Source organism: Microbacterium sp. GXF6406, from assembly GCF_054798215.1.
This window is the reverse complement of the sequence record NZ_JBSJZH010000003.1, coordinates 62,796-82,443: the sequence shown is the minus strand read 5'-3', so window position 1 is coordinate 82,443 and position 19,648 is coordinate 62,796. Positions and strand designations below refer to the sequence as shown.

The window sequence follows — 19,648 nt, the reverse complement described above, 5'->3', positions numbered from 1 at the left end:
CGGTATCAGTGCGCGGGTGCGCCGACGGCGTCGTCGGCACGGGTGCGCTCATGGTCGAGATAGGCGTCGAGAGTGGATGCGTGGTGCTGGCGTGCGGCCTGTTCGATCCGTTCGATCGGGGCGCCGCTTTCGATGAGCGCGATGATCTGCTCGTGCTCGCGAACGGAATCGTGCGCGCGGCCGGGCACGAAGCTGAACGTCGAGTCGTGCAGGCGGTTCAATCGCTGCATCTCGAGCGTGACGAGCTCGTGCAGGCGCGGGTTCGGGCACGGCGCGATGAGGGTTTCGTGGAACTCCTGGTTGAGCTGAGTGAACGCCGAGGGGGTGAAGTGCGCGAGCGTCTCGATCATCCGGTCGTTGATGGCACGAGCGCGCGCGATGTCGTCGACCGTGAGATGGGGGGCGGCGAGCGCGGTCGCACTGCCCTCGAGGACCGCGAGCGTCTCCATGCTGTGCCGGTACTGCCGATCATCGACCATGGCGACGCGTGCGCCGATGTTGTGCTCGAACTGCACGAGCCCCTCGGCCTCGAGCTGGCGGATCGCCTCGCGCACCGGCACCGCGCTCATGTCGAGCTCGGCGGCGATGCTGCCGAGTACGAGGCGGTACCCGGGGGTGAAGGTCTGCGCCGCGATGCGCTCCTTGATCCAGTGGTATGCCTGCTGGGATTTGCTCATCGTCTTCATTCGCGGCCTTCGTACTTCGCGCGCCATTCGGCGTTCATCGGGAAAAGTCCATCGACGGGATGCCCCGCCTGCACCTGCGTGGCGATCCACGCATCTTCATCCTCCTGCGCGATCGCGGCGTCGGCGACCTCCTCGGCGAGGTGCGGGGGGATGACGATCACGCCATCGCCGTCTCCGACGATGATGTCGCCGGGCTGGACGGCCGCGCCGCCGCAGGCGATCGTGACATCGACGTCCCAGGGGACGTGGCGACGGCCGAGCACCGAGGGGTGGGCGCCCCGAGAGAACACGGGTAGCCCGATGCGGGCCACTTCGTCGTGGTCGCGGACACCGCCGTCGGTGACGACGCCGTCAGCGCCCCGCGCGACGGCGCGGAGCGCCAGGATGTCGCCGAGCGTGCCGGTCGTGGAGTCGCCGCGGGCTTCGATCACGATGATCTCCCCCTCGCCGACAGCGTCGAACAGCCGCTTCTGCGCGTTGTAGCCGCCGCCGTGGCTGGCGAAGAGGTCCTCTCGTGCGGGGATGAAGCGCAGAGTTCGGGCTGCGCCGACGATCTTCGCATCGGGAAGGTTCGCCGCGACGCCGTCGATGAAGCAGTGGTGGTGGCCGCGCTTGCGCAACTGGGCCGAGAGTCCGGCGGTCGGAGCCTGCTCGAGCTTCGCGCGCAGGTCGGCGGATAGCGCGGGAGCCGTTTCCGGCGTCGTCGGGGGCGTGCCCCAGGCCTCGCTGCGCTGTGTGTCATCGACCGTCGGGAGTGAGCCGAGGCTCGGGTCGAACGGGGTGTCGCCCTGCGTCACGGTCGTGACGAGCCGGCCGGACGTGGGGGCGCCGGGGGCGGAGGGGGCGTCGACCTCGACCTCGACGACATCGCCCGGAACGATGACCGATGAGCCCGCGGGCGTCCCCGTGAGGATGACATCCCCGGTTTCGAGGGTGAAGTGCTGGGAGAGATCGGCGACGAGCTGGGCGAGGGGGAAGACGAGGCCGGCCGAGTCATCGTCCTGGCGCAGTTCGCCGTTGACCCAGGTGCGCACCCGGATGCTGTCGGGGTCGACGTCGTGCGCATCGATGAGGGACGGCCCGAGGGGCGTGTAGCCATCGCCGCCCTTGGAGCGAACGTTCGAGCCCTTGTCATTGGCGCGCAGATCGTAGAGGCCGAGGTCGTTGGCCGCGGTGATGGATGCCACGTGGGACCAGGCATCCTCGAGGGGGACATGGCGGGCCGGGGCGCCGATGATGAGGGCGATCTCTCCCTCGAACGCCAGCAGCTCCGTGCCCGCGGGGCGCTCGACCGTGTCTCCGGAAGCGGCGATCGAGCTCGGCGCTTTGAAGAAGTAGGAGGGGTGCGCCGGACGGCGTCCGCGCTGCTCGGCACGCGAAGCGTAGCTGAGGTGGATCGCGATGATCTTGCCGGGGCGGGGGATCTGGTCCGTCACGTCGGGCGCCTCCTTGCGTCGTCGACATCACCCTTGTGTGATGTATTCGAAATCGTATATCATCCTGTCGTCAGGGGGCAAGCACCCCGACAACCGACAACGACGTCACACAAGGAGCATCAATGACTGACCAGTCCGGGTTCACTCCGACCGGCACGATCGCCACCGCGGCGGACCGCAAACGCGTGGTCTTCGCCACCGTGGTCGGAACCACCGTCGAGTGGTACGACTTCTTCATCTACGCCACGGCCGTCGGCCTGGTCTTCGGGCAGCTGTTCTTCTCCGCCCTCGGCACGAACACGGTCATCCTCGGGTTCGCGACCGTCGGCATCAGCTTCCTCTTCCGTCCCCTCGGTGCCTTCCTCGCCGGGCACTTCGGCGACAAGCTCGGACGCAAGCGCGTGCTCATGTGGACGCTGATCCTCATGGGAGCCGCCACGGCACTGATCGGTCTTCTTCCGACTGCCGAGGTCATCGGCATCGGCGCCCCGATCCTGCTCGTCTTCCTCCGTATCCTCCAGGGAATCTCCGCCGGCGGCGAATGGGGCGGCGCGGTACTCATGGCCGTCGAGCACGCGCCCAAGAAGCGGCGCGGCATCTTCGGCGCCTCGCCCCAGATCGGCGTTCCCCTCGGGCTCCTCCTCGCCTCGGGCGTCATGGCGATCATGACCGCGATCGCACCGGGAGACGCCTTCCTCGCATGGGGATGGCGCATCCCGTTCCTGCTCAGCGTCGTTCTGATCCTCATCGGCCACTATGTGCGCCGCAACGTCGAGGAGAGCCCGGTGTTCGCCGAGCTCGCCGAGCGCAAGGAGAAGGCGAACATGCCGATCGTGCAGCTGTTCCGCAAGCACGCACTCCTCGTGCTGATCGCCGCCCTCGTCTTCGCCGGCAACAACGCGGTCGGTTACATGACCACCGGCGGCTACATCCAGGGATACGCCACCGACCCCGAGGGGCCGATCGGTCTCGACCGCGGTCCGGTGCTGTGGGCCGTCACCGGCTCCGCCGTGACCTGGCTGCTCACGACGCTCCTGGCCGGATGGGTGTGCGACCGCATCGGCCGGCGGACGACCTACATCATCGGCTGGGTCCTCCAGCTCGGCGGTGTCGCACTGCTGTTCCCGCTGGTCAACACCGGCAGCGTCGGCGCGCTGTTCGCCGCCCTCGCGATCCTCACGATCGGCCTCGGATTCACCTACGGACCGCAGGCCGCGCTGTACGCCGAGCTGTTCCCGGCATCCATCCGGTTCTCTGGCGTCTCGATCTCCTATGCGATCGGCGCGATCCTCGGTGGCGCGTTCGCCCCGACGATCGCCGCGGCCATCGTGAATGCGACCGGGTCGACGGATGCCGTCACCTGGTATCTCGCCGGCATGACCCTCATCGGTCTCATCGCCACCCTCCTGCTGCGCGACCGCAGCGGGATCCCGCTGGGCCCCGACCATGAGCAGGAGCAGGCCATCAGCCCGATCCGCGGTCTCGCCCGCGCCTGACGATGTGAGCCGCGGGGGCGGATGCCGCGGCATCCGCCCCCGCGAACGACGAAGGAGTACCGATGCAGTTCCACCACCAGGGATACGTCTCGCAGGACCCGCGCACCGTTGCGGCAGCCGGCACCGGCATCGACCGGCCCGTCGACCTGCCGGAGGAGATGGACGTCCTCATCGTGGGGTCCGGCCCCGCGGGCATGCTGCTGGCCGCCCAGATGGCGCAGTTCCCCACCATCACCACGCGCATCATCGAGAAGCGCGACGGCCGACTCGAGCTCGGACAGGCCGACGGCATCCAACCGCGCAGCGTCGAGACCTTCCAGGCCTTCGGATTCGCCGAGCGCATCACCGCCGAGGCCTACAACATCGCCTTCATGAACTTCTGGGGCCCCGATCCCGAGAACCCCGATGAGATCATCCGCACGACCCGCACCGAGGACTACGGCCTCAAGATCAGCGAATTCCCGCACCTCATCGTCAACCAGGCCCGCGTGCTCGACTACTTCGCCGAAGCCGCAGCCGCCGCGCCCGGCCGCATCGTGCCCGACTACGGCGTCGAATTCCTCGGCCTGACCACCCACCCCGACCGCGAGCATCCGGTCGAGGTCCGCATCCGATACACCGTCGGAGAGCGCACGGGCCAGGAGCGCACGATCCACGCGAAATACGTCGTCGGCTGCGACGGCGCACGCAGCGGCGTGCGCGAAGCGATCGGCCGCACCCACGTGGGGGAGTTCGCGGCCCACGCCTGGGGCGTCATGGACGTGCTCGTCAACACCGACTTCCCCGACTGGCGCACCAAATGCGCGATCAACGCGAAGGCCGGGAACATCCTCCACATCCCCCGCGAGGGCGGATACCTCAGCCGCGTCTACGTCGACCTCGGCGAAGTCGCCGCCGACGACGACCACCGGGTGCGCCAGACGCCGATCGAAGCGGTCATCGCCAAGGCCAACGAGATCCTCCACCCCTACACGCTCGACGTGAAGGAGGTCGCGTGGTCGAGCGTCTACGAGGTCGGGCACCGCGTCACCGACGGATTCGACGACGTCTCCGGATCATCCGATCAAACGCCACGTGTCTTCCTCACCGGCGACGCTTGCCACACCCACAGTGCGAAAGCCGGCCAGGGCATGAACGTCTCCATGCAGGACGGCTTCAACCTCGGCTGGAAACTGGGCGCCGTCCTCACCAGGCGCAGCCCGGAGAGCCTGCTGCGCACCTATACCGACGAACGACAGCCCGTCGCCCAGCAGCTCATCGACTTCGACCGCGAATGGTCCAGCCTCATGGCCCGCAAGCCCGAGGAGATCTCCGAACCGCAGGAACTGTCGAACTACTATCTCGGCACCGCCGAATTCCCCTCCGGATTCATGACGCAATACGCACCCTCGATGATCACCGGCACCGATCGGCATCAGGCGCTCGCCGCCGGCTTCCCCCTCGGCAAGCGCCTCAAATCCGCCGAGGTCGTGCGCGTCTGCGACGGCAACATCGTGCACCTCGGGCACCACGCCACGGCCGACGGGCGCTGGCGGGTGTACGCCTTCTCGGATGTCTCGGGGGAGGGCCTGCGCGACTGGGCGGCCAACGCCGCACCCCTGATCGCGGGCATCACACCGGTGGGCGCTGACCCCGATGCCGTGATCGACGCGAAGGCCATCTACCAGCAGGCGTTCGAGGACGTCGTGCTGCTCGACACCCCGGAGCTGTTCCTGCCGAAATCCGGTGCGCTCGGACTCATCGACTGGGAGAAGGTCTACACCGCAACCCCCAACACCTGGACGGACACCGACCTCTTCGATGCGCGCGAGCTCTCCCGCGACGGCGTCGTGGTGGTCGTCCGTCCCGACCAGTACGTCGCCGCCGTGCTGCCGCTGGACGCGATCACCGAATTCGCGGAGTTCCTCGAGGGGGTCTTCCTGCCTGCCCGTTAAACGCGGTCAGCTGTTCACCCGGATGATCTCCTGCTGGTACGGGGCGATCACATCGCCGGAGATGCGCAGATCCAACAGCAGGAAGCGGCGTTGCGCCGGGTCCTCCGTACTCCAGGTGCCCAGGCGTTCGAGATCGGCGAGCGTGCGGACGACGACGCCCTCGGCGCCGACCGCCGCGGCGAGGGAGGCGAAATCGACCTCGGGGATGCGCATCGGCGCCTCGGCGAGGCCCTTGAGACCGTAGAGGTTCACCTCGGCGCCGTAGGCGGCGTCGTTCCAGATCACGGCGCAGCCGCGGCCGCGGGCGGTGCGCACCGCGGATTCGAGGTCGGCGATCGCCATCAGACCACCGCCATCACCGCTGGTGAGCACGATGGTCGAGTCGGGCTGTGCACGGCTCGCTCCCACGACGCTCGGCCAGCCGAGTCCGATCGCCTGGAACGCCGTGCCGACCATCATCACCCGATCGGGCGAGGCCACCGGCCAGTACATGTTCGACCAGCCGAGGAAATGCCCGCCGTCGGAGACCACATAGCGGTCGGCGGGCAGCAGCTCGCCGATGCGTCGGGCCGCCGAGCGGGGATCGAGACGGCCATCCGGGGCGAGGTCGTCGCCCGGCTCGTAGGTGCGCGCGGTCTCGATATCGACGCTCTCGCGCCACCCCGCGTGCATAACTCCGGAGGGACTGGCAGAAACCGGGGTCGCGGCATCCGAAAGCTGCGGGTTCTGCGGAAAATCTCCTGAGTTGTGCAAGGCGGAGGGCTGGGCGACCCGCTCCACCAGTGCCTCCGCGACCAGCCGCGCGTCGCCGCGCACATAACCGCCCACATGCGGGTGGGTCGCGGCAGGGGCGACGTCGACCTGGAACACCGCGGTCCCCGGTGCGAACAGCTCGCCGAAGCGCATCGTGAACTGGTTCAGCGATGCTCCGAACACGACGGCCACATCGGCCTCGCGCACGGTGCTCATCGCCCCGTCGGCGCCGAACCCGCCCGTGACGCCGAGGTCGTAGGACGCGTTCGGGAAGATCCCTCGGCCCAGTGCGGTGGACGCGGTCAGCGCGCCCGTCGCCTCAGTCAGCTCTCCCAGCGCGGGCCCTGCACCGGCGAGCCACGCGCCGCGGCCGGCGAGCAGGAGCGGGCGCTGCGCCGAAGCGAGCGCTGCGGCGATCTCGTCGAGCATCCCCGACGCGAACTCGCCGTGAACGCCGAGCGGCTCGGGGGCGCGCGGGGCCGACACCGCAGGAACATCACCGGCGTCGACCGCGGCGACGTCGTAGGGGATTGCGAGCACCACGGGAAGGCGGTAGGTCAGCGCGTGCTCGATCGCGATGACGGTGGTCGCGGCGGCGTCCGTGCGCCCGACGGTGTAGGTTCGCGCCCCGACGGCCGAGGCGAGGGCGATCTGATCGACGTCCCAGGGGCGGGGCCCGGAGGTCGGCTCGTCGCCGACGATGAGCACGAGCGGTATGCGCGCCTGCACCGACTCGGCGAGGGCCGTGAGCGTGTTGGTGAAGCCGGCTCCGTAAGTGGCGGTTCCTGCGGCGATGCGGCCGGAGGCGCGGTAGTGGGCGTCGGCGGCGACGACGGCGCCCTGTTCGTGGCGCACCGCGGTGAAGGTCGCGGGGGTCTGACGTTCGAGGGCATCGAGGAAGTAGGCGTTGCCGTTGCCCATCACGCCGAAGACGGCGTCGATCTGCTGGGCGAGGGTGAGGGCGACGTGCGCGGAGACGGAGGGCATGGCTGAGCCTTTCGAGACGGTATCGGTCGATTCCGTATATGTCTCGCGCGGTGCGTCATCGCGCCGGGGCTTCGTGTCCCTTTTTCGAACACCGGCGGGTAGCCGGACCTGACGATGCTATCGCGTTGACGGCCGCGGTCTCAGCATCCTCTATGCTGAGCGGGCTGTTGCTGTTTCGTCGAGCGATCACTCCACAGAGGGAACCACCCATGCACTCTGCCCGGCTGTCCGCTGCTGTCCTTCTTCCTGTCGGTGCGCTGATCCTCAGCGGCTGCACCGTCGAGTCGGAACAGGCTGTTCCGACGCCGAGCGCCGATGCCGAGGTTCCGGCGGCGTATGAGGGTCCGCTGTCGTTCAGCTCCGCTGAGCTGGCGTGGTTGCTGCCGGACGCGGCGGATCTTTCGACGCTGCTTCCGGGAGCCGAGTCCTTCGTGGAGCCGAGTGATTTCCTCGAGGTGATCTCCGATGGCGGCGGAGCACCGTTCAGCCCTGCCATCTGCGAGGCGTTCGTCTATGAACCGACGATGGACGCGGTCGCTGCGCGCGCCGTGAGCTGGACGGGGCCGACCGACGAACCGTCCGGTCGCCTCGTTGCCATGCAGTATCCGAGTGAGAACCGTGCCCAGGAGATGTTCTCCGCTTTCCGTACCGCAGCGGAGAGCTGCGGAGAATTCGATGTCGACGGGCCGGCGGTCTTCGATCAGGTCGTCGATATCGCGGACGGCCAGGTGGATGCTGTCGCCGGTGTCCTGTGCGCACCGGCGGAGGACTGCGGCTGGTGGTCGTCGTTCGTCGCCTACGGAACGGTCGGCAACGCTTTCATCGTGCTTCAGCATCCGGCGACGACCGGCGATGGCCTCGACACTCGGGCGGTCACTGAATTGCTCGTCGAGACGATGCTCTCCGCGGAGGAGAGGCTGATCGGAGAGCTCACGGAGAATCCGCCCGCGGAGGAGGAGGACACTCCCGCCAGCGACGCCTCCGGTCCGTGGGGCGAGTGGACGATCACGCCTGAGGGCATCGGGCCGATCCGTCTCGGCGACACCGTCGAGGATGCGCTCGCCGCGGTTCCCGATGTCGTGGTCTCCACAGACATCCCCGGGGAATGGGCGTTGACCGCCGAGGATGGTGCCCGCGTCGTCCTGCGGTCGTCCGACGGCATCGCCGTGACCTCGGTGATGATCGGCGCCGAGAGCCTGTGGGGCGATGATGAGGTCGTGGATGGAGCGTTGCTCCCGTCGGTCGAAGGCATCCGCGTGGGGGATGCCTTGTCGACGGCGGTATCGGCGTTTCCGCAGGGCACCTTCGTGCATCTGATCGCGCCGGGCCAGAACCGCTATGTCGCGGCGGACCGTTCGGGCAGAACCGTCACCTTCTCCCTTGATCCGGCAACGGGAACGGAACCGGATTCGCGGATCGTGGGCATCATCCTCGGCGGCTCGGACGCGCTGGAGATGCCGGTCTTCGGGTGAGGACGCTCAGCCGAAGCTGATCGTGAAGCCTGCAGCATCCGCGTCGATCCTCATGCCGGTGAGGTCGTCGACGTGGTGAGTCGGTGAGAATTTCGGGGCGTGCGGTCCGACGCCGATGACGGTCATGCCGGCGTCGAGGCCCGCCTGGATGCCGGCGCCGGAGTCCTCGAAGACCACGCAGTCGGCGGGGGCGACGTCGAAGATGGATGCTGCGAGCAGGAAGCCCTCGGGATGGGGCTTGCTGTTCGCCACCCGCTCGGCGGTGATCGCGAGTGCGGGGATGGTGAGGCCCGCTGCCCCCATGCGCGCGGTCATGAGGGCGAGGTTCGCCGAGGTGACGACGGCGTGCGGGAACGGGGCGAGGGACTGAAGGAATCGTGCGGCGCCGGCGATCTCGACGACCCCGTCGGTCTCGATGCTCTCGCGGTCGAGCATCTGCTCGTTCTCGACGATGTTGATCCCGTGGTCGCGGTCGGGGAGCAGCATCGCCATGCTCTGCCACCCCTGCCTGCCGTGCACGGTCTCGAGCACGGTGCGCCAGTCGAGGCCGTGGGGCTCCGCCCATTCCCACCAGAGCCGTTCGACGATGGCCGTGGAGTCGACGAGCGTGCCGTCCATGTCGAGGAGCGCGGCGCGGGCGGTGATCGTGGTCATGCGGCCAGAGTATCCCGATCGGACCGGCCGTCGTCGGACGGGGTATCCTGGTCGCATCCCCCGATGTCCCACCCGGCAATCACGCGCCCGGACGATCTTCGGAGCGCGTTCTCACATGCAAGGAAGCTGATGAACGATTTCGCGGCACATCGCGATGACTGGACGGCCAAAGAAGAGCTCGCCGAGCGGATGATCCCGCTGGTGGGCGCACTGCGACGCGATCATGAAGCGGTGACGTCCCTGCACGGGCATCGACTGCTGGGACTGTCGACGACCGGCGTCATCGAGCTGCACGAGCGCATCGCGCAGCTCGGTCACGAGCAGATCGATCTGGAGGACACGCTCGCGGTCCTCGAGACCCTGCACGACATCGCTCCCGGCGCCTCGTCGATCGACGTGGCCCGGCTCGTCTCGGGCCATGCCGAGCACGGCGGCGATCTGGAGGTCTATCTGCGCGAGGCTCTCGCTCCCGCAATGGGGGCTGAGCCCGCCGAGCCCACGGATGTCGTGCTGTACGGCTTCGGGCGCATCGGGCGTCTGCTCGCGCGCATCCTGATCGCCCACACCGGCGGCGGCAGCGGTCTGCGTCTGCGCGCGATCGTCGTGCGCCGCGGCGCCGAGAACGACCTCGTGAAGCGCGCATCCCTCCTGGAGCGCGACTCCGTGCACGGCAACTTCGCCGGTTCGATCACGGTCGATGAGGAGGCCGAGCAGATCATCGCGAACGGCACCCGCATCCAGGTGATCTACTCCAACGACCCCGGCACGATCGATTACACGGCCTACGGCATCCGCGATGCGATCGTCGTCGACAACACCGGGCGCTGGCGCGATGAGGCGGGCCTGAGCCGTCACCTCGAGTCCGCCGGCGTCGCGCGCGTGCTGTTGACCGCACCCGGCAAGGGCGATCTGAAGAACATCGTGCACGGCATCAACGACGCCACCATCACGGATTCCGACCGCATCGTGTCGGCGGCGTCCTGCACGACGAACGCGATCACCCCGGTGCTCAAGGCGATGGACGAGGCGTACGGGATCGTGCGCGGGCACGTCGAGACCGTGCACTCGTTCACGAACGATCAGAACCTCATCGACAACTTCCACACGGGCGATCGGCGCGGCCGCTCGGCGGTGCTGAACATGGTCATCACCGAGACGGGGGCGGCGAAGGCGGTCGCGCGGGCTCTGCCGGAGCTGGAGGGCAAGCTCACCGGATCCGCGATCCGTGTCCCGACCCCCGATGTCTCGCTGGCCGTGCTGCACCTGACGCTCGAGAACCCGGCGGACCGGGACCAGCTCAACGACTACCTGCGCCGCGTCTCGCTGCATTCGAGGCTGCGCCAGCAGATCGACTATGTCGAGAGCCCCGAGGTGGTCTCCACAGACTTCGTCGGCTCGCACCGGGCCGGCATCGTCGATGGTCTCGCGACCATCGCGAACGAGAACGACGTCGTGCTCTACGTCTGGTACGACAACGAGTACGGCTACTCCTGCCAGGTGATTCGCGTGCTCGAGGTCATGGCGGGTTCTCATCCGGTCGTGCTGCCTGCCCGTCGCGAGGTCACGCTCGACGCCTGATCGGGACGGATGCCGGGACTGCGCCGGTCCGCACGGGGTTCTCCGTGCGGACCGGCGTGCTCATTCGGAGGCGTGCTTCGCGAGGAAGGCGTAGACCTCGTTCTCGTCGACGCCGGGGAAGGACCCGCGGGGCAGGGGCGAGAACATGTGCGTGTGCACGCGGGCGCTCGGCCAGGCCTTGCCGGACCAGCGCTCGGCGAGAGCCACGGGAGGACGTCGGCAGCAGGCCTCGTCGGGGCAGGTCGACACGGCACGGTCGGAGGTCTCGCGCCCGCGCCACCAGCGGGCGTCATCGAAGGGCACGCCGACGGTCACGGAGTATTCGCCGTCGGTCGCGGATCCTGTCTGCGTGGCGCACCAGAACGTGCCCGAGGGGGTGTCGGTGTACTGGTGGCGCTCGGTGGTGCGGTTCTGCTGGGAGAAGGCGGCACGGGCCTGGAACTTTCGGCACACCGGCTGGCCTTCGACGGCCCCGGTGACGTCCATCGGCAGGGGCAGCCGGTCGTTCTCGTAGACGCGGGTGATCGCGCCGGTGTCATCCACGCGCAGGAAGTGCAGGCGCATGCCGAGGTGCTCGGTCAGGAGATTGGTCATGCGCATGCCTGCCGCTTCGTGGGTGACGCCGAAGGCGTCGCGGAAGTCCTCGACGGCGAGGTTGCGATCCTTCTTGGCCTGCTGGAGGAACGCGAGCCCGGCGGTCTCGGGGATGAGGCAGCAGGCTGCGAAGTAGTTGATCTCGAGGCGCTGCTGGAGGAAGTCGGCGTAATCGGTGGGAGGTGTGTGCCCGAGCAGCCGATGCGCCATCGCCTGCAGTGCCATGGAGCGCAGGCCGTGGCCTCCGGGGATGGATGCCGGCGGCAGATAGATGCGGCTGTTCTCGAGATCGGTGACGGAGCGGGCTGAATGGGGCAGGTCGTTGACGTAGATGAGCTCGAACCCGAGCTTCTCGGCCATGATGATCACCGTGCGGTGGGAGAGGGCGCCGGAGACATGACCGGCCGCCTTGAGCTGCTTCTCGGCGAGCTTCTCGATTTCGCCGATGTAGTTGTTCTGCGCCCGCATGCGCAGGCGCAGCTCGGTGTTCGCCCGACGCGCCTCTTCGGGCGTCGCGATGGTCTCGCGCTCGCGGCGCTGCAGCTCGTGGTGGAGTCCCAGGATCGATTCGATGGTCTCATCGGGCATTCCCTTGGAGACGCGCACCGGTGCGATGCCGAGCTGGCGGAAGACGGGGCTGGCCTGTGCGCGGTCGAGTTCGATCTCCAGCGCGGCCCGGCGGTTCGGCGGTTCTCCGGAGATGAGGTCGGCGACCTCGGTGCCGGTCGCGTGCGCGATCGCCTGGAGCAGGGAGAGCTTCGGCTCGCGCTTGCCGTTCTCGATGAGGCTCAGCTGGGATCCCGCGACGCCGACCTGCGCGCCGAGCTCATCGAGGGTGAGTCCGTGCTGCACGCGATGGTGACGGATGCGGTGGCCCAGAGTCGTCAGATGGATGCCGGAGCTGCTCATTCTTTGAGCATAGTGAAAGAAACGTACTTTTTATAGGGATATTTCGCGGAAAGTCCTGCGGTGCGGTGCTCAGAATGGACACATCATCAAACTCTTCAAGGGAGCAGACATGGCTATGGCAGATACCTTCACCCCGCGTGTACCCGCCGTCTCCGCGGCGCGCACTCTCGGCGCCGCTCCGTCGTATGACACTCCCGCGATGGCGGAGCTCGTCGCCTGGGTCGAGGAGATCCGCGAGCTCACCCAGCCGGCCGCCGTGCACTGGGTCGACGGTTCCGCCGCCGAGAACAACCGGCTGCTGGAGGGGCTCGTCGACGAGGGCAAGCTCATCAAGCTCAACCCCGAGTGGCGCCCCGGCTCCTACCTCGCCCGCTCGCACCCGAGCGATGTCGCCCGCACCGAGGCGCGCACCTTCATCGCCTCCGAGGAGGAGGCGGATGCGGGACCCACGAACAACTGGGCCGATCCGAACGAGATGCACGGGAAGATGACGGAGATCTTCGCCGGATCCATGCGTGGGCGCACGATGTACGTCGTGCCGTTCTCGATGGGTGCCGTCGGCGGCCCGCTCTCCCACATCGGCGTGCAGATCACCGACAGCGCCTACGCCGTGGCATCCATCGGCATCATGACCCGCGTCGGTGACGCCGTCACCCGGCAGATCGCCGAGGGCGCGCCCTGGGTCAAGACCGTCCACTCGGTCGGGGCGCCGCTGGAAGAGGGACAGGCCGACGTCGCCTGGCCCTGCAATGATGACAAGTACATCGTGCACTTCCCCGACACGCTCGAGGTCTACTCCTACGGCTCGGGTTACGGCGGCAACGCGATCCTCGCGAAGAAGTGCTTCGCGCTGCGCATCGCCTCGGTGATCGCGCGCGATGAGGGCTGGCTCGCCGAGCACATGCTCCTCATCCGGGTCATCGACCCGAAGGGAACGGCGCACCACGTCGCCGCGGCCTTCCCCTCCGCCTGCGGGAAGACGAACCTGGCGATGCTGCGCCCGACCATCCCCGGGTGGAAGGTCGAGACGCTCGGAGACGACATCGCCTGGCTGCGCCCGGGCGAGGACGGCCGCATGTGGGCGATCAACCCCGAGGCCGGCTTCTTCGGAGTCGCCCCCGGCACGGGGGAGTCGACGAACGTCACGGCGATCGAGACGCTGTGGGGCAACACGATCTTCACGAACGTCGCGCTGCGCCCTGACGGGGACGTCTGGTGGGAGGGGCTGACCGACGCACCGCCGGCGAACCTCATCGACTGGGAGGGCAACGATTGGACGCCGGAGTCCGGACGCCCCGCCGCGCACCCGAACTCGCGCTTCACGGTCGCCGCTGCGCAGTGCCCGCAGATCTCCGAGGACTGGGAGGAGGCCGTTCCCCTCGACGTCATCCTGTTCGGCGGCCGCCGCGCCACGAACGTTCCGCTGGTCGTCGAGGCGACCGACTGGACCCACGGGGTCTTCCTCGGCTCGACGATCTCCTCGGAGCGCACCGCTGCGGCCGAGGGAACGCTGGGCGAGCTGCGCCGCGACCCCTTCGCGATGCTGCCCTTCTGCGGTTACAACATGGGCGACTACTTCGCCCACTGGCTGAAGGTCGGTCGTGGCCTGCGCTTCGACCGTGCGCCGCGCATCTTCCAGGTGAACTGGTTCCGTCGCGGTTCCGACGGCCGGTTCCTCTGGCCCGGATTCGGCGACAACTCGCGCGTCATCGACTGGATCATCCGCCGCATCAGCGGTGATGTCCCCGCCGTTGACAGCCCGATCGGCCGCCTGCCGCGCATCGCGGACCTCAACCTCGAGGGCCTCGACGTCGCGCAGGAGGATCTCGACGAGCTCTTCTCCATCGACGCGGATGCATGGATGCAGGAGGCCACCTCGACGGAGGCGTTCTACGACACTTTCGGCGACCGGCTGCCCGCTGCACTGCGATCGGAGCTGTCGGCCCTGCGCTACCGCCTCGAGCACAGCTCGTAGGCCCACCAGACCCGCGGCGGCGGGATGGCGGGGACATACCCATGGCTGAGTGGTCCCCGTCATCCTGTCGCCGCGATATGAGCAGGCGCTTCGCGCCCGCACGACCGGACCTGTCCCGGTCGGTTGACGTTTCGGGGGATTCGGTCAGCCGATCGGGACAGGGCCCGAAAACCTGGGGATGCTACGCCAGCAGCTGATGGCGGGCGAGATCCCGGTACAGCGGCGTCGTCTCGATGAGTTCGGCGTGAGTGCCCTGCCCGACGACCTCACCGGCCTGCAGCACGATGATCAGGTCGCTGTCGATCACGGTCGACAGTCGATGCGCGATGACCACGAGGGTGCGATCTACCGAGACCGCATCGATCGCCTCGCGCATGCGCTGTTCGTTCACGCCGTCGAGCGACGACGTCGATTCGTCGAGCAGCAGGATCGGCGCTGCGGTGAGCAGTGCGCGGGCGATGGCGAGCCTCTGGCGTTCGCCGCCCGAGAGCATGACGCCGTCCTCGCCCACGGGTGTTTCCAGGCCCAGCGGGCTGCGGTCGATCACATCGCCGAGGTTCACGGCGCGCAGCACGCGGTCGCAGTCAGCGTCCGTGGCTTCCGGCGACGCGAGACGCAGATTATCGGCGAGCGTTCCGGCGAGAGTCGGGGCATCCTGCTCGACGTAGCCGAAGTTCGCACGCAGCTCGGCGCGGGGATACGTGCGGATGTCGTGGCCGTCGAGACGGATCGAGCCGCCGTTCGGGTCGTAGAAGCGCTCGATGAGCGAGAGGATCGTGCTCTTGCCGGCACCACTCGGGCCGACGATCGCCACCCGGGCACCCCGGGGCACCGCGAAGGAGACACCGCGCAGGACATCGCGGGCCGTGTCGGGCTCGGCTTCGGCTGCAGCATCGGCGGCCCGCTCCAGATGAGCGTCGACGAGAACGGTGCGCGCTTCGGAGGCGGCCGCCTCGCGAGCGGCGACGACGGCCTCGGGGTAGCGGAAGCGCACATCGTGGAACGACAACGCCGCGGCACCCGTCTCCTGTGCCGCGGCAGGCAGGGAGGCGGCGATCTCGGCGTCGTCCTGGTCCTCGGTCGGAAGATCCAGGATCTCCTGGATCCGGCCGAGGGCGCCGAGGGCCTGGCTGACCGAGGTGATCGCGCCGAAGGTCGTCGCCAGCGGCATGATCAGCATGAAGAGGAACAGCACGAACGTGATGAGCGAGGCGATCGACAGTGAACCGGCGGCGACGCGGAAGCCTCCCACACCGAGCACCGCGAGCAGCGAGAGCTGCAGGGCGATGCCCGACAGCGGGACGACGAGCGCGGACGCCTGCGCGACGCGGACGCCGAGACCGTAGGCGTCCTTCGCGATCTCCGAGACGGCGGTCGTCTCGCGCTCGGTGGCGCCCGAGGCGCGCACGGTGCGGATCGATCCGACGGCCCGCTCGACCGCCGAGGACAGCTCGCCGACCTTCGTCTGCTGGGCAGCGGATGCGGTGCGGATGCGGCCCGCGAGCAGGATGACGCAGCCCAGCGAGACGCCGACGACCGCGACGATGATGACCAGCAGGATCGGGTCGATGATGAGCATCGCCACGAGAGCCCCGAGGAAGAGGATGGCACTGCCGACGGCATCCGCCAGGCCCTGGGTCAGCACCGCGTAGAGCAGCGTCGTATCGGTGCCGACGCGCGAGACGATGTCTCCCGTGCGGCGAGCGTCGAACTCGCGGATCGGCAGATGCAGGATGCGGGCGATGAGTCGGCGGCGGCTGGAGTGCACGACGGCGGTGCCGGTGCGCTGGAGCAGGTAGTGCTGATAGCCCGAGATGATCGACGACACGATCACGAAGGCGATCAGCAGCCACACGAGGATCCCGAGCGGGGTCGAGGACTGCACGGCGGTGATGACCTGACCGACGAGAAGCGGCTGCGCGAGCGAGGTCGCGGCGCCGAGAACGCTGAGCACGGCGACGACGATCAGCGCGCGTTTGTGCTCGAGGAGGAAGGGGAGGAGCTGACGGAACGTGGCGCGCGGACCATCCTGCGGTGCGCCGCGACCGCGTCGGCGAGCGGGCGCCGTGCGAGACATACGAGACCTCGTTGAAAGGAAGAAGGGTGTGCTCCCACCGTACTCGCTGACGGCTTTGAGCCGGCTCGATTAGCCCTCCCGTGCGGCAGGATTGGGGCATGCACAAGCTCGTCCCCGGCGACCGCGTCGCCGTGCTCTCTCCCGCCTTCGCCGCACCCGCCGTGGCGCCCGAACTGCATGAACAGGCGCTGCGGCGCTTCGAGGATCTCACCGGGCTCGTGCCCGTCGAGTTCCCGACGACGCGTCAGCTCGGCGCGAGCGCCGAAGCCCGTGCGGCCGACGTCAATGCGGCGTTCGCCGATCCGAGCATCCGGGCGATCATGGCGACGATCGGCGGTGACGACCAGATCACGCTCGTGCCCCACCTGGATGCTGCCACTGCGCAGGCCGACCCGAAGTCATTCATCGGCTACAGCGACAATACGAACATCCTGAACTGGATGTGGGGTTTGGGCATCGCGGGATACTACGGCGGGTCCACGGCCGTGCACCTCGGCCCCGGCCCCGCGATCGACGAGATCCACGCGCGCTCGCTGCGTGCCGCGCTCATCGACGGCGGCGAGATCGAGCTCACCGAGCCGGGGGAGTCGGAGGACGTGGGGAAGCGATGGGAGGACCGCCGAGCCCTGAACGAGTACGGCGACCGCATCCCGACACCGGAGTGGATCTGGGCGGGCCCCGCGCGGCGCGTGGAGGGCCGCACCTGGGGCGGATGCCTCGAGTCGATCGACGCCCTGGCGCTGTCGGGGCGGATGCCATCGCCGGCCGACCTCGATGGAGCGGTCCTGCTGCTCGAGACGAGCGAGGAGCGTCCGCCCGCGACCTGGGCGAAACGGTGGGTGCGCGCGCTGGGCGAGGGCGGGATTCTGGCATCCGTCACGGGTGTCGTCGTCGCCCGCCCGCCGGTGAGTGACTTCGAGTTCCACCCGTCGGCGGAGGAGGCGGATGCCCTGCGCGCAGCGCAGGCCGACGCCATCGTCGAGCAGATCACCCGTTACAACCCGGATGCCGTGGTCTGCGTCGGCGTGCCGTTCGGGCACACGCGTCCGCAGTGGATCGTGCCCTACGGCGGGCGGATGACGCTCGACGGCGCCGAGCGGCGTGTGTTCGCGACGTACTGACGCGCAGAAAGAGGGGGCACGGACCGAACGGTCCGTGCCCCCTCTTTCTGCGAGCGGCGATCAGCGCGAGGCGGAGACTCCGAGGTCGTCCTCGTAGTCGATGTCCTTCGTCTCTGGCGAGAGGAAGAGCGAGACGAGCGTGAGAACGCCCATCGCCGAGAGGTAGACGCCGACGAGCCAGGGCTCGCCGCCCATGGCCTGCCAGAGCTTCAGCGCGATGAGCGGGGCGATCGCCGCGCCGAGGATCGACGAGACGTTGTAGGCGATCGCGGAACCGGAGTAGCGCACGTTCGTCGGGAACAGCTCGGGCAGGATCGCGCCCATGGGGCCGAAGGTGAGCCCCATGAGGGTGAAGCCGAAGATGAGGAACGCCATCGTCAGCGCGCCCGTGAACTTGGCGTCGGCCTGCGGCAGCAGGAACACGTTGAACAGCAGGCCGAACACGATGATCGCGGCGGTCACCCAGATGAGGAGCTTGCGACGTCCGACCGCGTCGGCGATGGGACCGGAGAGCAGGGTGAAGATGCCGAAGAACACGACGCCGATGATCTGCATGAGCACGAAGTCGGTGTAACCGAATCCGAGTCCCGGGTAGAAAGCCGCCGCATCGAAGGCGTTGCCGGCGGCCTCGGCGGATGCCCGTGCCACCTCGATGTCGTCGGTCTTCGTTCCGTAGGTCAGGGTGAAGTTCGTCATCAGGTAGAACAGCACGTACGTGGCCAGCATGATGAAGGTGCCGAGGATGAGCTGCTTCCAGTGGTGGCGGAACACCGTGACGAGCGGCATCTTGCGGATGACGCCCTTCTTCTCGGCCTTCTTGAAGGTGTCGGACTCGACGAGCTTGAGACGCACCCACAGGCCGACGATGACCATGACGGCGGAGAACAGGAACGGAATGCGCCAGCCCCAGGAGAGGAAGGCCTCCGACTGCTGGGCAGCCGTCTCGTGCGGCAGTGACCAGTTGATGACCAGGAACAGCAGGTTCGCGATGATGAAGCCGATCGGAGCGCCCAGCTGGGGGAACGATCCGTACCAGGCGCGCTTGCCCTTCGGTGCGTTCTCGGTGGCGACCAGAGCTGCCCCCGACCATTCGCCGCCGAGGGCGAAGCCCTGTGCGAGGCGCAGCACGAGCAGCAGCAGCGGGGCGACCCAGCCGATCGTCTGGTAGGTGGGGAGCAGACCGATGAGGAATGTCGCGATTCCCATGGTGAGCAGGGAGGCCACGAGAGTGGCCTTGCGGCCGAACTTATCGCCGAAGTGCCCGAAGACCGCTGCGCCGATGGGGCGGGCGACCATGGCCGCGCCGAACACGGCGAACGAGCTCAGCAGGGCTGCGGTCGGGTCGGCGCTCGGGAAGAAGAGCGCCGGGAAGACGAGGACAGCAGCGGTCGCGTAGGCGTAGAAGTCGTAGAACTCGATCGTGGTGCCGACCAGGCTCGCGAGAATGACGCGCGAGCGGGAGTTGGCGGGTTTCGTGGCAGTGCTCATCCGGCGAGTGTACGCCCGCCTGAGCGTTGGCTGGGAATCAGATAACGCCGGATGACGGATCGGCTGATGCCCGCCAGTGGCGGGATCAGCGCCAGAGGACGGCGATCGCGGCGTTCGCGAGCGTCAGGATGCCGACGAGCCAGAACAGCGCTGGCGAGAGGGAGCCGGTCTTGCGCTGCTTGGAGGTGCCGATGCCTAGCAGCGCGCCGATCGCGAGCAGCACGACCAGCTTCACGCCGATCTTCATGTGGTTCAGCTCGGCGCCCGCGGCCATGCCCCAGGGAGCGGCGAGGGCGAGACCGGCGACCGCCGCGATGACCATGCCGTAGGTCATCAGACGCGTGAATTCGCGCTTGCCGCCGAAGGCCTGCACCGCCCACGCCCCGAAGAGCACGGCGAAGCCGATGAGGTGGACGAAAACGACGACGTGGCGCAGGGTCTCCATGCACTCAATCTAGGCAGGACCAGCATTTTTCGCCAGGAAGGCG

General features: G+C 68.3%; 14 protein-coding genes. 6 read left to right on the top strand and 8 right to left on the bottom strand.

Annotated features, from left to right (window positions below; all coding sequences use genetic code 11):
* Positions 1–5 precede the first annotated feature (5 nt).
* Complete coding sequence (locus ACWAUG_RS03340) at positions 6–677, bottom strand: GntR family transcriptional regulator (protein WP_460801217.1); 672 nt, start codon at positions 675–677, stop codon at positions 6–8.
* A 5-nt stretch (positions 678–682) separates the two neighbouring features.
* Positions 683–2,122, bottom strand: coding sequence for a fumarylacetoacetate hydrolase family protein (locus ACWAUG_RS03335; RefSeq protein WP_460801215.1), 1,440 nt, complete (start codon positions 2,120–2,122; stop codon positions 683–685).
* Positions 2,123–2,244: 122 nt separating this feature from the next.
* Between ACWAUG_RS03335 and ACWAUG_RS03330 the strand changes: the two genes are divergently transcribed.
* Both ACWAUG_RS03330 and ACWAUG_RS03325 read left to right on the top strand, forming a co-directional pair.
* A complete protein-coding gene (locus tag ACWAUG_RS03330; protein WP_460801212.1) occupies positions 2,245–3,618 on the top strand; it encodes an MFS transporter in 1,374 nt (457 codons plus the stop codon).
* A gap of 62 nt (positions 3,619–3,680) precedes the next feature.
* Positions 3,681–5,552, top strand: a complete 1,872-nt coding sequence (locus tag ACWAUG_RS03325; protein ID WP_460801211.1) for an FAD-dependent monooxygenase — start codon at positions 3,681–3,683, stop codon at positions 5,550–5,552.
* Between the two features lie 6 nt (positions 5,553–5,558).
* Here the strand turns inward: ACWAUG_RS03325 and ACWAUG_RS03320 are convergent, their stop codons facing one another.
* Entirely contained in the window at positions 5,559–7,292 is a 1,734-nt protein-coding gene (locus tag ACWAUG_RS03320) for a thiamine pyrophosphate-binding protein (RefSeq protein WP_460801209.1), read from the bottom strand.
* 209 nt (positions 7,293–7,501) lie between these two features.
* Between ACWAUG_RS03320 and ACWAUG_RS03315 the strand changes: the two genes are divergently transcribed.
* Positions 7,502–8,764, top strand: coding sequence for a hypothetical protein (locus ACWAUG_RS03315; protein WP_460801208.1), 1,263 nt, complete (start codon positions 7,502–7,504; stop codon positions 8,762–8,764).
* A gap of 6 nt (positions 8,765–8,770) precedes the next feature.
* Here the strand turns inward: ACWAUG_RS03315 and ACWAUG_RS03310 are convergent, their stop codons facing one another.
* Positions 8,771–9,418, bottom strand: coding sequence for an HAD-IA family hydrolase (locus ACWAUG_RS03310; RefSeq protein ID WP_460801206.1), 648 nt, complete (start codon positions 9,416–9,418; stop codon positions 8,771–8,773).
* Between the two features lie 129 nt (positions 9,419–9,547).
* Here ACWAUG_RS03310 and ACWAUG_RS03305 point away from each other — a divergent pair, with 129 nt between their 5' ends.
* Positions 9,548–10,996, top strand: a complete 1,449-nt coding sequence (locus ACWAUG_RS03305) for a glyceraldehyde-3-phosphate dehydrogenase (RefSeq protein WP_460801204.1) — start codon at positions 9,548–9,550, stop codon at positions 10,994–10,996.
* Positions 10,997–11,056: 60 nt separating this feature from the next.
* Here ACWAUG_RS03305 and ACWAUG_RS03300 read toward each other — a convergent pair whose 3' ends face one another.
* Complete coding sequence (locus tag ACWAUG_RS03300) at positions 11,057–12,499, bottom strand: helix-turn-helix transcriptional regulator (RefSeq protein WP_298037091.1); 1,443 nt, start codon at positions 12,497–12,499, stop codon at positions 11,057–11,059.
* 109 nt (positions 12,500–12,608) lie between these two features.
* On the opposite strand from ACWAUG_RS03300, the gene ACWAUG_RS03295 reads away from it, so the two are divergent.
* A complete protein-coding gene (locus tag ACWAUG_RS03295) occupies positions 12,609–14,474 on the top strand; it encodes a phosphoenolpyruvate carboxykinase (GTP) (RefSeq protein ID WP_460801203.1) in 1,866 nt (621 codons plus the stop codon).
* A 181-nt stretch (positions 14,475–14,655) separates the two neighbouring features.
* Here the strand turns inward: ACWAUG_RS03295 and ACWAUG_RS03290 are convergent, their stop codons facing one another.
* Positions 14,656–16,551 carry an ABC transporter ATP-binding protein gene (locus ACWAUG_RS03290; protein ID WP_460801201.1) on the bottom strand — a complete coding sequence of 632 codons (1,896 nt, stop codon included), beginning with the start codon at positions 16,549–16,551 and terminating at the stop codon, positions 14,656–14,658.
* 98 nt (positions 16,552–16,649) lie between these two features.
* Between ACWAUG_RS03290 and ACWAUG_RS03285 the strand changes: the two genes are divergently transcribed.
* On the top strand, positions 16,650–17,672 hold the full coding sequence (locus ACWAUG_RS03285) for a S66 family peptidase (protein ID WP_460801199.1): 1,023 nt from the start codon (positions 16,650–16,652) through the stop codon (positions 17,670–17,672).
* A 60-nt stretch (positions 17,673–17,732) separates the two neighbouring features.
* Here the strand turns inward: ACWAUG_RS03285 and ACWAUG_RS03280 are convergent, their stop codons facing one another.
* Both ACWAUG_RS03280 and ACWAUG_RS03275 read right to left on the bottom strand, forming a co-directional pair.
* Positions 17,733–19,160 carry an MFS transporter gene (locus ACWAUG_RS03280; protein WP_298037098.1) on the bottom strand — a complete coding sequence of 476 codons (1,428 nt, stop codon included), beginning with the start codon at positions 19,158–19,160 and terminating at the stop codon, positions 17,733–17,735.
* An 85-nt stretch (positions 19,161–19,245) separates the two neighbouring features.
* Complete coding sequence (locus ACWAUG_RS03275) at positions 19,246–19,605, bottom strand: Fe-S protein (RefSeq protein WP_460801197.1); 360 nt, start codon at positions 19,603–19,605, stop codon at positions 19,246–19,248.
* Positions 19,606–19,648 lie beyond the last annotated feature (43 nt).

Bases quoted from the DNA above. Each gene is read 5' to 3' on its own strand.
- ACWAUG_RS03340 (WP_460801217.1), bottom strand. From the start codon at position 677: ATGAGCAAATCCCAGCAGGCATACCACTGGATCAAGGAGCGCATCGCG.
- ACWAUG_RS03330 (WP_460801212.1), top strand. From the start codon at position 2,245: ATGACTGACCAGTCCGGGTTCACTCCGACCGGCACGATCGCCACCGCG.
- ACWAUG_RS03325 (WP_460801211.1), top strand. From the start codon at position 3,681: ATGCAGTTCCACCACCAGGGATACGTCTCGCAGGACCCGCGCACCGTT.
- ACWAUG_RS03320 (WP_460801209.1), bottom strand. From the start codon at position 7,292: ATGCCCTCCGTCTCCGCGCACGTCGCCCTCACCCTCGCCCAGCAGATC.
- ACWAUG_RS03315 (WP_460801208.1), top strand. From the start codon at position 7,502: ATGCACTCTGCCCGGCTGTCCGCTGCTGTCCTTCTTCCTGTCGGTGCG.
- ACWAUG_RS03310 (WP_460801206.1), bottom strand. From the start codon at position 9,418: ATGACCACGATCACCGCCCGCGCCGCGCTCCTCGACATGGACGGCACG.
- ACWAUG_RS03305 (WP_460801204.1), top strand. From the start codon at position 9,548: ATGAACGATTTCGCGGCACATCGCGATGACTGGACGGCCAAAGAAGAG.
- ACWAUG_RS03300 (WP_298037091.1), bottom strand. From the start codon at position 12,499: ATGAGCAGCTCCGGCATCCATCTGACGACTCTGGGCCACCGCATCCGT.
- ACWAUG_RS03295 (WP_460801203.1), top strand. From the start codon at position 12,609: ATGGCTATGGCAGATACCTTCACCCCGCGTGTACCCGCCGTCTCCGCG.
- ACWAUG_RS03290 (WP_460801201.1), bottom strand. From the start codon at position 16,551: ATGTCTCGCACGGCGCCCGCTCGCCGACGCGGTCGCGGCGCACCGCAG.
- ACWAUG_RS03285 (WP_460801199.1), top strand. From the start codon at position 16,650: ATGCACAAGCTCGTCCCCGGCGACCGCGTCGCCGTGCTCTCTCCCGCC.
- ACWAUG_RS03280 (WP_298037098.1), bottom strand. From the start codon at position 19,160: ATGAGCACTGCCACGAAACCCGCCAACTCCCGCTCGCGCGTCATTCTC.
- ACWAUG_RS03275 (WP_460801197.1), bottom strand. From the start codon at position 19,605: ATGGAGACCCTGCGCCACGTCGTCGTTTTCGTCCACCTCATCGGCTTC.